We start from the raw sequence: 14,963 nt of genomic DNA, 5'->3' as shown, positions 1-14,963 counted from the left end.
TTGGCACGCTGGTTTGATGGAGGAATCAGTTGAGGTTCGGTAAGGCCTTGTGCAGCAAATTCGAATCTTTCAAAACCCCGGCAGCAGCGGCGATGTCCGGCGCCAGCCAGCGGTCCTGATCGTAGGCCGGAACACGCTCACGCAGCAGACGCCACGCGGCATCGGTGCCGGCGCCGAAGCGTTGCTCTTTGAGGAACTCAAAAGCCTGAGCCGCCAGCAGGAACTCGATCGCGAGGATCTGCGTGCAGTTTTCCAACGCGCGATGCAGCTTCAACGCGGCGTTGGTGCCCATGCTCAGATGGTCTTCCTGCAAGCCCGAGGTGACGTAGTTGTCGAGCACCGCCGGTTGCGCCAGTTGACGGTTTTCCGCACACAGCGAAGCGGCGACATATTGCACGATCATCATCCCGGAGTTCACCCCCGGATTGGCCACCAGGAACGCCGGCAAACCGCTGACATGCGGGTTGATCAAACGGTCGAGACGTCGCTCGGCGATGGAACCGATTTCCGCCATGGCGATGGCCAGCAAATCAGCCGCCATGGCCACGGACTGACCGTGCGGGTTGGCCTGGGACATGATGCGGAAATTGTCCGGCGTGCCCAGCAGCAACGGGTTGTCGGTGCAGCCGTTGAGTTCGGTTTCAATCTGTTGAATGGCGTGCGCCAGTTGATCCCGTGCAGCGCCGTGGACTTGCGGGATCGAACGGATGCTCAGCGCATCCTGGGTGCGGATGCCTTTGCTCGACGCAATCACTTCACTGCCATCGAGCAACGCCCGCAGATTGATGCCGACCTGCTGCATGCCCGGGTGCGGTTTGAGCGCGATGATCTCGGCATCGAACGCTGCGATCTGGCCGCGCTGGGCCTCGAAGCTCATGGCGCCGATCACGTCGGCCCATTGCAGCAGGCGCGTGGCATCGGCAATCGCCAGGCAACTGAGGCCGCTCATGCACGGCGTGCCGTTGACCAGGCACAAGCCGTCTTTGGCGCCCAGTTGAACCGGCTGCAAACCTTCTTCGGCCAAGGCCTGTTGCGCAGAAACGATCTGCCCGCGATAGCTGACATTACCGACGCCCAGCAGCGCGATGCCGATGTGCGCCATGTGGGTCAGGTAACCCACCGAGCCCTGGGACGGCACTTGCGGGGTGATGCCACGATTGAGCAGCGCCAGCAAGGCTTCGACCACCCGGCGATGAATGCCGGATTTGCCTTGGGTGAAGTTGAGGATGGCGGCGCACATGATCGCGCGCGTCTGCTCGTCGGCCAGTGGAGCGCCAACGCCACAGGCGTGGCTGAGCAAGGTGTTGCGCGACAGTTGGCTGAGTTGTTCGTCTTTGAGCGAGACGTTGCACAACGCGCCCAGACCGGTGTTGACGCCGTAAGCGCGTTCGCCGCTGGTGACGATGCGCTGGACGATCGCCTGAGCGTTCTCGATCCGCGCCCAGGCCTGGGCCGACAGTTCGAGCTGTGCGCCGTGGCGGGCGACTGCGACCACATCCTGCCAACGCAAAGGGGCGTCGGCGATTACGATTTTTTCAGCCTGGGACATCTTTGACCTCGTGCGTAACACTTGAGTATTGATGCAGCTTTGCCGACGCCTTCGCGAGCAAGCCCGCTCCCACATTGGATCTGTGTCGAACACAAATTTCTAAAACACCAACAATCCAATGTGGGAGCGGGCTTGCTCGCGAAGAGGCCAGCACAGTCACCGCAAATCTCTTTAAACCACCGCCGCCCGCCGCTGTACGAACCGGTCGACATACTCATCCGCCGGCGAATGCAGGATCTCTCGCGGCGTGCCGACCTGAATCAGGCGGCCATCCTTGAGGATCGCAATGCGGTTGCCGATGCGCACAGCCTCGTCGAGGTCGTGGGTGATGAAGACGATGGTCTTGTGCAGGGTCTTTTGCAGCTCCAGCAACTGGTCCTGCATCTCCGCGCGGATCAGCGGATCCAGCGCACTGAACGCTTCGTCCATCAGGATGATGTCGGTGTCCGCCGCCAACGCACGAGCCAGGCCCACACGCTGCCGCATGCCGCCCGAGAGCTGATGCGGGTATTTGTTTTCGTAACCCTTCAGGCCCACGGTGTTGATCCAGTGCAGCGCACGCTCGGAACACATCTGCTTGGTCTCGCCGCGCACTTTCAGGCCGTAGGCGACGTTGTCCACCACGGTCTTGTGCGGCAGCAGGCCGAAACTCTGGAACACCATGCTGATCTTGCGTCGACGAAATTCGCGCAGGGCTTCCATGTCGTATTGCAAGATGTCCACGCCATCCACCAGGATCGCGCCGCTGGTCGGGTCGATCAGGCGATTGAAGTGGCGCACCAGGGTCGATTTGCCGGAACCGGACAGGCCCATGATCACGAAGATCTCGCCGCTGCCGATGCTCAAGGACAGGTCGTTCACCCCGACCACACAGCCGGTTTCGGCCAGCACCTGATCCTTGGTTTTGCCCTGGCCGACCATGCCCAGCGCTTCCTTGGAACGGCTGCCGAAAATCTTGAAGACGTTTTTGACTTCGATCTTGCTGATGGCTGCGTTGTTCATTTGCTCACCTCATGCCGTGCACGACCGTACGCCTGTGTAATGCGGTCGATCACCACTGCCAGAATCACGATCGCCAGACCGGCTTCGAGGCCACGTCCGACGTTGAGGGTCTGAATCCCCACCAACACATCTTCGCCGAGGCCACGGGCACCGATCATCGAGGCGATGACGACCATCGACAGCGCCATCATGGTGGTCTGGTTGATCCCGGCCATGATGCTCGGCAGGGCCAGCGGCAGTTGCACGCCGAACAGTTGCTGCCAGCGGTTGGCACCGAAGGCGTTGATCGCTTCCATGACTTCGCCGTCAACCTGGCGAATGCCCAGATCGGTCAGGCGTATCAGCGGTGGCGCCGCGTAAATCACCGTGGCGAAAATCGCCGGAACCTTGCCCAGGCCGAACAGCATCAGCACCGGGATCAGGTACACGAAGCTCGGCATGGTCTGCATGATGTCCAGCAACGGCATCAGCACCGAACGCAGGCGATTGCTGCGCGCCGAGAGAATGCCCAGCGGGATGCCGATCAGCACCGAAATGACCGTGGCCACCATCATCAGCGCGAGCGTTTGCATCAGCTTGTCCCAGAGGCCGACTGCGCCGACCAGGAACAGCAAACCGACGATGACGGCGGTGGTCACGACCTTACGGGTTGCGTGCCAGGCAACGCCCGCCACGATCGCCAGCATCAACCACCAGGGTGCCGCACGCAGCAGCCCTTCAAGATTGACGATGGCCCACAACAGGGTGTCGGAGATGCTGCGGAACACGTCGCCGTAGTTGGTGACGAGCGAATCGACCCAACCGTTGACCCAGTCGGCGATGGAAAAGGTAAAGCTTTCGGGAAACATAAGAGACTCTCAATCAAGGGGTTGCGATCAAGCATCCGACTGCCGCTGACGGCAGTCGGAGAAGCTCAACCTACAAGGCCGCGTCGATCTTTTTGGCTGCGTCTTCGCTCACCCATGCGTGCCAGACCTCAGGATGTTCCTTCAAGAAGATCTTGGCCAGTTTTGGCGATTCGATCCGCTCTTTGGCCATGCGCCCGAGGTTCTGGTTGAGGATGTCGATGGGCAGGTTGACCTTTTCCAGCACGGCCACCAGTTCCGGGGCTTGCTCGTGGAAGGTCTTGGACAGGCCGACCTTGATGGTCACGCGCTTGTCCACGCCCGGTTTCTCTTCGAGTTTGACCAGATCCACCTGGCCCATCAGCGGGGTTGGCGACCAGTAGTAGAACAGGATCGGCTCGCCACGCTTGTAGCTCGACAGCACCGCGGCATCCAGCGCCGGGCCGGTGCCCGGGCGGAAGTTGGTGTAGCTGCTTTCCAGGCCGTAGCTTTTCAGCATTTCGCTGTTGTCCAGCTCACAGGTCCAGCCGGCCGGGCAGTTGTAGAAACGGCCCTTGGCGGGTTCTTCGGCGTCCTTGAACACGGCGGCATACTTGCCCAGGTCAGCAATGTTTTTCAGGTCCGGGGCCTTGGCTTCCAGCTTGCGCTTGGCGTCGCCTTCGATCACGTAGCGCGGCACGTACCAGCCTTCGACTGCACCGACAACTGGCGCGCCGACACCGACGACTTTGCCGGCCTTCTCGGCCTTGTTCCAGACTTCGCTGCGGCCGACCCACTCTTCGGCAAACACTTGAATGTCGTTGCTGCTCAGGGCGTTTTCCATAGTGATGGAGTTGCCCGGCAGGCTGTCGGTCTTGCAGTCGTAGCCTTTCTCCAACACGACTTGCAGCACGTCGGTCAGCAACATGGCGCTTTCCCAGTTCAGGCCGGCGAATTTCACCGGTTTACCCGATTCGCACCAACCGGCGGCCTGAGTGGCGCCGGCGCTGGCGAGCAGGCCCATGGAAAGCAATGTGGTCAGCAGGGTCTTGTTCGATTTCATTGTAGTGACGCTCCTAATCATGAATTGGCTTACGGCAGTCAAGAGGCATCCAGCCTGTCCACGTCCAATCAGGCCTGCGCCGCAGCGCGACCGGCCCCGCTTGTTTTAGGTTGTACATCGCTGTCCTGCTCGACCGGCAGAATCAGTTGATCGGGTACGGTGCCGTGCCATCGTTTCGCACAGAGGTAATACAGGGCTGCGGGAAGCACCAGACCGATGATCCAGGAAATATCCACATCACCCAGCGCTGCCACCAGCGGACCGGTATAGAACTTGGTGGAGATGAACGGCAGTTGCACCAGCACACCGAAGACATAGACGCTGATACCGAGCACGTTCCAGCGGCCGTAGCGACCGTTCGGATCGGCCAGCGCCGGCACGTCATAGCGTTCGCGGGTGATGCAGTAGTAGTCCACCAGGTTGATCGCGCTCCATGGCGTAAAGAACGCCAGCAAGAACAGGATGAAGGACTTGAACGCACCGAGGAACGAGTGCTGACCGAGCAACGCGATCAGGGTCGCAGCACCGACGATGACCAGCACGAAGACCAGACGTTGCAAGCGCGTGACCTGCAAGTGACCACGGAAACCGCTGATGATGGTGGCAATGCACATGAAGCTGCCGTAGGAGTTCAGCGTGGAGATGGTGACCTTGCCGAACGCGATGCTGAAATACAGCAGCGCAGCGGTGGCACCGGTACCGCCCAAACCAACGATATAGGCCACTTCGTGACCGGCGAATTGTCCGTTGGCCGAGGCGGCGGCAAACACGCCGAGGATCATCGCCACTTGTGCGCCAATCACCGAACCCGCGCCAGCGGCGAAAAAGGTTTTTACCGAGGAAGTCTTGCTCGGCAGGTAGCGAGAATAGTCAGCCACGTAAGGACCGAAGGCGATCTGCCAGGACGCCGCGAGCGACACCGCAAGCAGGAAGCTGCTCCAACTGAAGTGGCGGATTTGCAGCAGTGCGCCAACGTCCGTCTGACTCATCAAACGACTGAACAGGTAAACAAAGGCAATCACACCAATGACACTGGCGACACGGCCGATGAAATGGATCACCCGGTAACCGAGCACCGTGACCAGCACGATGACGCTGGCGAAGATAAGGATACCGACGCTGTCGCTGACGCCAAACAACTGGCCCAGCGCCTGGCCGGAAAGCACGGTTCCCGTGGCGGTGAAGCCCAGATACATCAAACAGACCAGCACGATCGGGATGGCCGCGCCATAAACGCCGAACTGTACCCGGCTGGAGATCATCTGCGGCAGGCCAAGCTTGGGCCCTTGCGCGGCATGCAGCGCCATCACGCCACCGCCGAGCAGTTGCCCGATCAGCAAACCGATCAACGACCAGAACACATCACCACCGAGCACCACCGCCAGCGCACCCGTCACAATCGCGGTGATTTGCAGGTTGGCACCCATCCACAGGGTGAACTGGCTTAACAGACGACCGTGTCTCTCCGCTTCCGGGATGTAGTCGATCGAGCGTTTCTCGATCAACGGTTTACTGCCTGCACGATCGTTGTTAACAGCCATGATTCAACCTCTGTGGATTGTTATGGGAAGCCATTGTGGAACTGTTTTTTGTGGGAGCGGGCTTGCTCGCGAAAGGGGTGAGCCAGCACAGATGTTGAATGTGCCGGCCTCTTCGCGAGCAAGCCCGCTCCCACAGGTAAAGCAATCTGCGTTATTTACCGGTAATCATCGGCAGGTTCAGGCCCTGCTCCTTGGCGCAGTCGATCGCGATCTGGTAACCCGCGTCGGCGTGACGCATGACACCGGTCGCCGGGTCGTTGTGCAGAACGCGAGCGATACGCTCGGCCGCTTCGTCAGTACCGTCGCAGACAATTACCATGCCCGAGTGCTGGGAGAAGCCCATGCCGACGCCGCCGCCGTGGTGCAGGGAAACCCAGGTCGCGCCGCTCGCGGTGTTGAGCAGGGCATTGAGCAGTGGCCAGTCGGACACGGCGTCGGAACCGTCCTGCATCGATTCGGTTTCGCGGTTCGGGCTGGCTACAGAACCGGAGTCCAGGTGGTCGCGACCGATCACGATTGGCGCAGACAATTCACCGCTGCGAACCATTTCGTTGAACGCCAGACCGAGCTTGGCGCGCAGGCCCAGACCAACCCAGCAGATACGGGCCGGCAGACCCTGGAAGCTGATGCGCTCGCGCGCCATGTCCAGCCAGTTGTGCAGGTGTGCGTCATCCGGGATCAGTTCTTTGACCTTGGCGTCGGTTTTGTAGATGTCTTCAGCGTTGCCCGACAGCGCAGCCCACCGGAACGGGCCGATACCACGGCAGAACAGCGGACGGATGTAAGCCGGTACGAAACCTGGGAAGTCGAATGCGTTTTCCACGCCTTCTTCTTGCGCCATCTGACGGATGTTGTTGCCGTAGTCGAAGGTCGGGATACCCATTTTCTGGAAATCCAGCATCGCTTTAACGTGCACGGCCATGGATTGCTTGGCGGCTTTGACCACGGTAGCAGGCTCGGTCTTGGCGCGAGCGCGATACTCTTCCCAGGTCCAGCCAGCCGGCAGGTAACCGTTGAGCGGGTCGTGGGCGCTGGTCTGGTCGGTGACCATGTCCGGGCGCACGCCGCGCTTGACCAGTTCCGGCAGAATTTCAGCCGCGTTACCCAGCAGCGCGATGGAAATCGCCTTGCCTTCCTTGGTGTATTTGTCGATGCGGGCCAGCGCGTCGTCGAGGTCGGTGGCTTGCTCGTCGACATAACGGCTGTTCAGGCGGAAATCGATGCTGACCTGTTGGCATTCGATGTTCAGCGAGCAAGCGCCGGCCAGGGTTGCAGCCAGAGGTTGAGCGCCGCCCATGCCGCCCAGGCCTGCGGTCAGGACCCAACGACCTTTCAGGTCATCGTTGTAGTGCTGGCGACCGGCTTCGACGAAGGTTTCGTAGGTGCCTTGAACGATGCCCTGACTGCCGATGTAGATCCAGCTGCCGGCAGTCATCTGGCCGTACATGGCCAGGCCTTTGGCGTCGAGTTCGTTGAAGTGTTCCCAGCTCGCCCAATGTGGCACCAGGTTGGAGTTGGCGATCAGCACGCGCGGCGCGTTGCTGTGGGTCTTGAACACGCCGACCGGCTTGCCGGATTGCACCAGCAGGGTCTCGTCGTCGTTCAGGTTGGTCAGGCTTTCGACGATCTTGTCGTAGCATTCCCAGTTACGTGCCGCACGACCGATACCACCGTAAACCACCAACTCTTTAGGGTTTTCGGCGACTTCCGGGTCGAGGTTGTTCATCAGCATGCGCAGCGGCGCTTCGGTCAGCCAGCTCTTGGCGGTCAGCTTGTTACCGCGGGCAGCGCGGATTTCAACGTCACGAAACTTAGTAGGTTTAATGTCAGTCACGAAAAAGACTCCTCAGCGATCAATCCAAACCAACCCTGGCGATGGGTAAGCCAGCCTGTGCGCATCGTTGCGCCACAAGCGAATCAGTGGACGCTGCGGAGAGTCTCGGTCGACTCATACGCATACGTCTTTACTTGTACATACAAGCATATGCAATCAAGCGGCCAACTTGTTGGATGGGCATTCAAGAAAAATTCTGAGAGGGGTGGAAAGCTTGTAGATCAAGGGTTTGCGAGAGATGAAATTTTTCGGGTGATTTTGAGAAGGGGAGCTAGCTTGTTATTTGAACGTGGTTTTGCGCCACGCTGGGGCGTTCGGTAACAAAGTGGTGCGCGTTGAGAAACAGGAAAGGTGATTGCTTTTGTGGCGAGGGGATTTATCCCCGTTGGGTCGCGAAGCGGCCCCAAAAAATGGGGCTGCTGCGCAGCCCAACGGGGATAAATCCCCTCGCCACATTAGATTTCTTCAGCAGTTAACCGCGTGCAGTCAGTTCGATCACACAGCAGGCGCCGTTGCTGGCGACTTCCAGCAGGCCGACGTTACCGCCAAGTTGCAGGCAATCATGTCGACCCAATTGCTGGGCATTGTTACCGACCTTCACTTCTAGCGCTTCGCTCACACTAAACACCAGCACGGTGCTCGCGGAACTGAAAAACCGCTGCTCGCCATCCAGCCACTGCAAACGCGCGTCGTAACGCTGCGGCGCATAAATCAGGTTGAAGTCGCGAATCGGACCACCCATCAACGTGCAGGACACCTGGCTTTCGCCGCTGAAGGCAAACGGGTCCAGCGGTAACAACGGCCGCGTGTTCTGGCCATCAACCGACAAAGTCATGCCGTCGCCCTGCAACACGGTGATGATTCGTTCGTAACCGGCGAAGGTAGAAAACCCGCCCGACTCGCTGATATCGGCAATCGACAGGCGCCAGCCGAAACCATCAAGACCGGTGCCCGCGTCGCGGGTGATTTCTTCAGTGCTGCCGCCGCCATTTTTCCACGGCATGCGCGGGTAATCGACCGCGCGTAGAACCTTCAAACTACTCATTTATGGCTCTCTATTTATGGAACCGTCCTTCCAGACGATGACGGGAACCGGGGTGGATCAAACGGGCGGCGGTCACCGGCTGACGGCCGGACCAGGTGCGGCGACGGATCAGCAGGCACGGCTCGCCCTTTTCAATCTGCAGCAACTTGCACTCGCTGGCCTCGGCCAGAATTGCCTCGACCACGTGCTCGCCTTCGGTCAGCGGCGCGACCTGGTTCAGATAGGCGTAAGGCGTTTGCAGGGTGAAGTCTTGCTTGAGGTAATCCGGCGCCACCAGCGCGTTGACGAAACGGTCTTCGATTTGCACCGGGATGTCGTTTTCGAAATGCACGATCAGCGAGTGGAAGACCTTCTGGCCTTCACGCATATCCAGGGCCAGGGCGCGCTCGGAACCAGCGGCCTCTTCTTCAAGCGTGATCACCTGGCACGTATGGCGATGACCACGGGAGGCGATTTCGTCGGCGATGTTGTGCACTTCAAACAGCGCGGACTGGCTTTTCGGCTCGGCGACGAATGTGCCGACGCCTTGCATGCGCACCAACAGACCGTCGGCGGTCATCTCGCGCAGGGCGCGGTTGATGGTCATGCGGCTGAAACCGAGTTGGCTGACCAGCTCGCTTTCCGACGGAACGCGGTAGTGCGGCGGCCAGTTTCCACTGTCGATTTGCTGGGTGATCATCTGTTTGACGCGGGCGTACAAGGGCGCCGGACTGTCGCCCATGTGTGCGGCCAACGGAGAGACTGCGGGCGGAGTCGGCACGGTTAATCCTTGTTCGTTGAAGAGAGGTTGCTAGCTTGCCGGAGTTTACCGGGCAGGCAAACGTCTGTATATGTATATACAAATAACACACGATGGGGTGCTGAACCATGTCCGCCTTCTTTGCCGAACGCGCGCTGCTGCCTAGTGGATGGGCCAACAATGTACGTCTTGAGGTCAGCGCCGACGGCGTTTTGACCCACATCCAGGCCAATTCCCAGGCAGATGGCGCCGAACGGCTAAGCGGTCCGCTGCTGCCGGGGATGCCGAATCTGCACTCCCACGCGTTCCAGCGAGCGATGGCCGGGTTGGCGGAAGTGGCCGGTAATCCGAACGACAGTTTCTGGACCTGGCGCGATCTGATGTACCGGCTCGTCGGAAAAATCAGCCCCGACCAACTCGGCGTCATCGCCCGTCAGCTGTACATCGAAATGCTCAAGGCCGGTTACACCTCGGTTGCGGAATTTCATTACGTGCACCACGACACGAGCGGCCAGCCCTACGCAGATCCCGCCGAACTGGCGCTGCGTATCAGCCAGGCGGCCAGTTCCGCCGGTATTGGTTTGACCCTGTTGCCCGTGCTCTACAGCCATTCCGGTTTCGGTGGCCAGGCCCCGAACGACGGCCAGCGTCGCTTTATCAACAGCACGGAAAACTACCTGAAGCTTCAATCGCGCTTGCAGCCGATCCTGGCGCAGCAACCGGCGCAGTCGCTGGGTTTGTGTTTCCACTCATTGCGCGCGGTAACACCACAGCAGATCAACGAAGTGCTGGCGGCCAGCGACAAGCAGTGCCCGGTGCACATTCACATCGCCGAGCAGCAGAAGGAAGTCGATGACTGCCTGAGCTGGAGCGGCCGTCGCCCTCTGCAATGGCTGTACGAAAACACCGAAGTCGATCAGCGCTGGTGCCTGGTTCACGCGACCCACGCCAATCCGGAAGAAGTCACGCTGATGGCCAAGAGTCGCGCCATCGCCGGCCTGTGCCTGACCACCGAGGCCAACCTCGGCGACGGGATTTTCCCGGCCGTGGATTTCCTCGCCCAGGGCGGGCGCATGGGCATCGGTTCCGACAGTCATGTGTCATTGAGCGTGGTGGAAGAATTGCGTTGGCTGGAATACGGCCAGCGTTTGCGCGATCAGCGGCGTAATCGCTTATATGGCGCCGATCAGCCGATGGTCGGGCGCACGTTGTATGACGCAGCGCTGGACGGCGGCGCACAGGCGTTGGGTCAACCGATCGGTGCGCTGGAAGTGGGCAAACGGGCGGATTGGCTGGTGCTGGACGGTAGCGATCCATACTTGGCGACAGCCACTGGGGACGGGATTCTCAATCGTTGGTTGTTCGCCGGTGGCGATCGTCAGGTGCGGGATGTGCTGGTCAATGGCCAGTGGGTTGTGCGGGATGGGCGTCATGCCGGGGAGGAGGAAAGCAGCCGGGCAATCACCCAGGTCCTGCGTGATCTCCTCGGCTGACACAAAAAAAATGTGGGAGCGGGCTTGCTCGCGAAGGGGCCGTCAGATTCAACAGAGATGTTGACTGACAGACCGCTTTCGCGAGCAAGCCCGCTCCCACAGTTTTGATCTTCGGTGGCCGTCAGTTCGAAGTCTTGGCCATCTGCGTATCCGTCGCACGCCAGATCAGCCGCGTCGTGTCATACCCCTGCTGACGCGCCTTGCTCAGCAGTTCTTCACGCACCACTCCATTGACCGTCGGGGTTCGCGACAGCAGCCACAGGTAACGGCGGCTCGGGTCGCCGACGATGGCGGTCTTGTAGTCATCGCTGACGTACAACACCCAGTATTCGCCCTTCGCCACGCCCGGAATCAGTCGCGAGAACCAGGTATCGAATTCGACCCACAGCTTGTCGGCCTTGCCCGGCACCTGCGGATAAGCCGTGCCCTTGGCCTCCTCCCATTTCCAATCCGCCGTCAGGCAGCGATTCAGCACCAGCACGTCACCGTCTGGCTTGAGCGTGTAATGGGCTTCGGATTGCGCACAGTTGCGCTGGAAATACATCGGCAGACGCGCCAACTCGTACCAGGTTCCCTGGTACTTCTTCAGATTGACGCTGTTGACGGTTTTCGGCGCCAACGGATCTTCGCCAGAAGTGGCGCAGCCGGCCAATACCAGGCCGGCAAAAAGGAGGATCAATAACCGCTTCATTGTTTTTCTCCCGCGGGCGTATCGCCCCGGATTACTTCAGGCCTTGGCCGGAAAACATCAACACTTTGTCACCGGCGTACTGCACGCTGATAAAGCTGTTCTTGTCGCCCCAGGTGCAACTGGACATGCCGAGCGCACCCGAGCAGTCGGAGGGTTTGCCCAGCAAGGTTTCAACCTCGGCCTTGGGCATGCCTGTCGACAGTTTCGAATAGTTTTCCTGATTGATCTTGCCGCACGCGGCCAACATTACGCAGAACGAAAGCAAGGCGATGGAACGCAGCGACATGGTGTAGCTCCTGGGCGAAGGGAATGGCATGGCTGCCAAGCAGAAGCTTAGAAGAGAAAACCCCTGTCTGGTTCCCTGACCAAACGCCTATTTATGGGGCCGCTCGTCTACCTTTTGCCGAAAAATCGGCCACTTTCTTTCGCCGCTGAGTATTTCGTCGGTTTTGGCAAAAGTTGCCTAATCTTTGGCGCCAGTCAGTCGACATAAAAGCAGCGCAAAGCCCGTTCCTGTGGCAAATTGGCGCCCCTTTGCAGACCAGACCCTTTGCGGTAGCTCATTTAATGACCAGAAACATGAAATTCAGCCACAAAATCCTGTTGGCAGCCGCCCTCGTGGTGGCCGTCGCATTCGCTTGTTTCATCCTCTTCAACGACTACCGCCAGCGCCAGACCCTGCGCAGCAGTACTGAATCGTCGATGCAGGAACTCGGCAGCCTGACCACCAGCAACATTCAGACCTGGCTGGAAAGCCGCATGCAGTTGCTACAGTCGCTTGCCCAGCAGGTAGCGGTGGATGGCAGTGACCTGGCAAACCTCAAGCGCGCCATCGACTTGCCCGCCTACACCAGCAACTTCCAGCTGAGCTACTTTGGCGGCACCGACGGTGTGATGTTTTCGATACCGGCCGGCAGTCGCGCCGCGGACTACGATCCTCGCGCACGCGGCTGGTACAAGGCGGCGAACAGCGCCCAACAGACCATCGTCACCGAGCCCTACATTGCCGCATCCTCCGGCAAACTGGTGATCACCGTCGCCACGCCGGTGCAGCGCCAGGGCCAAATGATCGGCGTCGCCGGTGCAGACATCGACCTGTCCAGCGTCAGTGCAATCATCAACTCGCTGAACTTCAGCGGTCACGGCCATGCATTTATCGTCAGCGCCGACGGCAAGATCCTGATTCACCCGGACAGCAAACTGGTCCTCAAGAATCTGACCGACGCCTACCCGAACGGCACCCCGCAAGTCAGCCCGGGCCTGAAAGAAGTCGAGATCGACGGCAAGCGCCAGTTCATCTCCTTCACCCGCGTCAACGGCGTGCCGTCGGCAAACTGGTACGTTGCGCTGGTGCTGGATCAGGACACCGCGTTCTCGATGCTCAGCGAATTCCGCACCTCGGCGATCATCGCCATGGTCATCGCCGTAGTGATCATCATCGCGTTGCTGGGCATGCTGATCAGTTTCCTGATGCAGCCGCTGCTGACCATGGGCCGCGCCATGCATGACATCGCCGAAGGCGAAGGTGACCTGACCAAACGCCTGACCATTCACGGCCATGACGAATTCGGTGCGCTGGGCACCTCGTTCAACCGTTTTGTGGAACGTATTCACACCTCGATTCGCGAAGTGTCCTCGGCCACCGGCCAGGTCAACGAGGTCGCACTGCGCGTCGTCGCCGCCTCCAACTCGTCGATGTTCAACTCGGATCAGCAAGCCTCACGCACCAGCAGCGTGGCCGCCGCCATCAACGAACTGGGCGCCGCCGCCCAGGAAATCGCCCAGAACGCCGCCCTCGCCTCGCAGCACTCGAGCGACGCGCGCGCATTGGCCGAGGACGGTCAGCTCGTGGTGGATAAAACCATCGCAGCAATGCAACAGCTGTCAGCGAAGATCAGCGATTCCTGCGGCAACATCGAGACGCTCAACAGCAACACGGTAAACATCGGGCAGATTCTGGAAGTGATCACCAGCATCTCGCAGCAGACCAACCTGTTGGCGTTGAACGCCGCCATCGAAGCGGCCCGTGCCGGTGAAGCCGGACGCGGATTTGCTGTGGTGGCCGACGAAGTCCGCAACCTGGCGCACCGCACCCAGGATTCGGCGCAACAAGTGCAGAAGATGATTGAAGAGCTGCAAGTCGGCGCACGCGAAGCCGTCAGCACCATGACCGACAGCCAGCGTCAGAGCGAAAGCAGCGTCGGCATCGCCAACCAGGCCGGCGAACGATTGGGCAGCGTGACCCTGCGGATCGGCGAGATCGACGGGATGAACCAGTCCGTGGCGACGGCTACCGAAGAGCAAACGGCTGTGGTGGAGTCGATCAACGTCGACATCACCGAGATCAACACGCTGAACCAGGAAGGGGTGGAGAACCTGCAGGCGACGTTGCGTGCGTGTTCTGACCTTGAACAGCAGGCGGCGCGGTTGAAGCATCTGGTCGGTAGCTTCAGGATTTAAGTAATCTCTCGGGCCCCTTCGCGAGCAAGCCCGCTCCCACAGTGGATCTCCAGCGTTACGCAGATCCACTGTGGGAGCGGGCTTGCTCGCGAAGGCGGCATCAGCCGCGATAAAGATTTAGAACCGCGACCCAGGCCCCGCAAGAAACACCAACTCCTCATCCGTAGACTCCCTTCCCAACACCGCATTGCGATGCGGAAACCGTCCAAACCGCGCAATCACCTGCTGATGCTTCTCGGCATAGCTCAGGTAGTCGGTAAAGAGTTTCCGGTCGGCCTCAGGCTGCTGTGCCACAAGATCGATATAGCGCGAGACAGCTTCATTCTGCACCGCCAGATTCTCGCAATGCTCGAACACCAGGTAGATAAACACCCGCTGAATCGGCTGCAATTGCCGATCGAAATCCGCAGCAATGCCTTGCGCCACCAGTGCCTGAGCCCTGAGATCGCCTGCAAAGGATTTGGGAGTGTCGCGAAAGATCATTCGCGGGAGTTGATCGAGCAGCAGCACCAGGGCCAGCCAACCGTCGGGGCGTTGCGCCCACTCGGTCAATCCGCCGGCCAGTGCCTGCTCGACCCAGTCCCCGAAACGCGTCTGCGCTTCGAGGTCCTGGCTGTCGTGCTTGCCGAACCATAACTTGCCCTTCTCAGCCGCTACTTCGTTCGGTGATTCGGAATTTCCAAACCACCATTCGAGCAACGGCTGCCAGGGCGCGGTCATGG

13 protein-coding genes and 1 pseudogene are annotated in these 14,963 nt (G+C 60.0%); 3 read left to right on the top strand and 11 right to left on the bottom strand.

Going from position 1 to position 14,963, the window contains the following annotated elements; translation table 11 throughout:
- Window positions 1-25: 25 nt before the first annotated feature.
- The 8 genes from hutH to hutC all read right to left on the bottom strand — a co-directional run bounded on the left by hutH (window position 26) and on the right by hutC (window position 9,579).
- Window positions 26-1,549, bottom strand: a complete 1,524-nt coding sequence (hutH, locus tag ACA073_RS01825) for a histidine ammonia-lyase (protein ID WP_497401199.1) — start codon at window positions 1,547-1,549, stop codon at window positions 26-28.
- Window positions 1,550-1,720: 171 nt separating this feature from the next.
- Window positions 1,721-2,551 carry a quaternary amine ABC transporter ATP-binding protein gene (locus tag ACA073_RS01820; RefSeq protein WP_497401197.1) on the bottom strand — a complete coding sequence of 277 codons (831 nt, stop codon included), beginning with the start codon at window positions 2,549-2,551 and terminating at the stop codon, window positions 1,721-1,723.
- Window positions 2,548-3,399 carry an ABC transporter permease gene (locus ACA073_RS01815; protein ID WP_008058061.1) on the bottom strand — a complete coding sequence of 284 codons (852 nt, stop codon included), beginning with the start codon at window positions 3,397-3,399 and terminating at the stop codon, window positions 2,548-2,550. Before ACA073_RS01815 ends, ACA073_RS01820 begins: the two co-directional genes overlap by 4 nt.
- A 70-nt stretch (window positions 3,400-3,469) precedes the next feature.
- Complete coding sequence (locus ACA073_RS01810) at window positions 3,470-4,438, bottom strand: ABC transporter substrate-binding protein (RefSeq protein ID WP_461952261.1); 969 nt, start codon at window positions 4,436-4,438, stop codon at window positions 3,470-3,472.
- Between the two features lie 68 nt (window positions 4,439-4,506).
- The gene (locus tag ACA073_RS01805) at window positions 4,507-5,979 is read right to left on the bottom strand and encodes a purine-cytosine permease family protein (RefSeq protein WP_497401195.1); all 1,473 of its coding nucleotides are present in this window, start codon (window positions 5,977-5,979) and stop codon (window positions 4,507-4,509) included.
- Between the two features lie 151 nt (window positions 5,980-6,130).
- Window positions 6,131-7,813, bottom strand: coding sequence for a urocanate hydratase (gene hutU / locus ACA073_RS01800; RefSeq protein ID WP_497401193.1), 1,683 nt, complete (start codon window positions 7,811-7,813; stop codon window positions 6,131-6,133).
- Between the two features lie 472 nt (window positions 7,814-8,285).
- Window positions 8,286-8,858, bottom strand: coding sequence for a HutD/Ves family protein (locus ACA073_RS01795; RefSeq protein WP_497401191.1), 573 nt, complete (start codon window positions 8,856-8,858; stop codon window positions 8,286-8,288).
- Between the two features lie 10 nt (window positions 8,859-8,868).
- Entirely contained in the window at window positions 8,869-9,579 is a 711-nt protein-coding gene (gene hutC, locus ACA073_RS01790; protein WP_174602685.1) for a histidine utilization transcriptional repressor HutC, read from the bottom strand.
- Between the two features lie 146 nt (window positions 9,580-9,725).
- Here hutC and ACA073_RS01785 point away from each other — a divergent pair, with 146 nt between their 5' ends.
- Window positions 9,726-11,090 carry a formimidoylglutamate deiminase gene (locus ACA073_RS01785; protein WP_497401189.1) on the top strand — a complete coding sequence of 455 codons (1,365 nt, stop codon included), beginning with the start codon at window positions 9,726-9,728 and terminating at the stop codon, window positions 11,088-11,090.
- A 121-nt stretch (window positions 11,091-11,211) separates the two neighbouring features.
- Here the strand turns inward: ACA073_RS01785 and ACA073_RS01780 are convergent, their stop codons facing one another.
- Window positions 11,212-11,781, bottom strand: coding sequence for a lipocalin family protein (locus tag ACA073_RS01780; protein WP_497401187.1), 570 nt, complete (start codon window positions 11,779-11,781; stop codon window positions 11,212-11,214).
- Between the two features lie 31 nt (window positions 11,782-11,812).
- Window positions 11,813-12,067 carry a hypothetical protein gene (locus tag ACA073_RS01775; RefSeq protein ID WP_497401185.1) on the bottom strand — a complete coding sequence of 85 codons (255 nt, stop codon included), beginning with the start codon at window positions 12,065-12,067 and terminating at the stop codon, window positions 11,813-11,815.
- A 281-nt stretch (window positions 12,068-12,348) separates the two neighbouring features.
- Here ACA073_RS01775 and ACA073_RS01770 point away from each other — a divergent pair.
- Together ACA073_RS01770 and ACA073_RS01765 are read left to right on the top strand one after the other, a co-directional pair.
- Window positions 12,349-13,383 (top strand): annotated as a pseudogene (locus ACA073_RS01770) (HAMP domain-containing protein); the annotation flags it as partial.
- Window positions 13,384-13,476: 93 nt separating this feature from the next.
- On the top strand, window positions 13,477-14,241 hold the full coding sequence (locus ACA073_RS01765) for a methyl-accepting chemotaxis protein (protein ID WP_497403951.1): 765 nt from the start codon (window positions 13,477-13,479) through the stop codon (window positions 14,239-14,241).
- Window positions 14,242-14,358: 117 nt separating this feature from the next.
- On the opposite strand, the gene ACA073_RS01760 is transcribed toward ACA073_RS01765, so the two are convergent.
- Window positions 14,359-14,961 carry a DUF924 family protein gene (locus ACA073_RS01760; protein WP_497401183.1) on the bottom strand — a complete coding sequence of 201 codons (603 nt, stop codon included), beginning with the start codon at window positions 14,959-14,961 and terminating at the stop codon, window positions 14,359-14,361.
- Window positions 14,962-14,963 lie beyond the last annotated feature (2 nt).

Source organism: Pseudomonas sp. LBUM1670 (assembly GCF_059695695.1).
The sequence above is the reverse complement of the archived record's forward strand: the minus strand, read 5'-3'. Positions and strand labels throughout refer to the sequence as shown.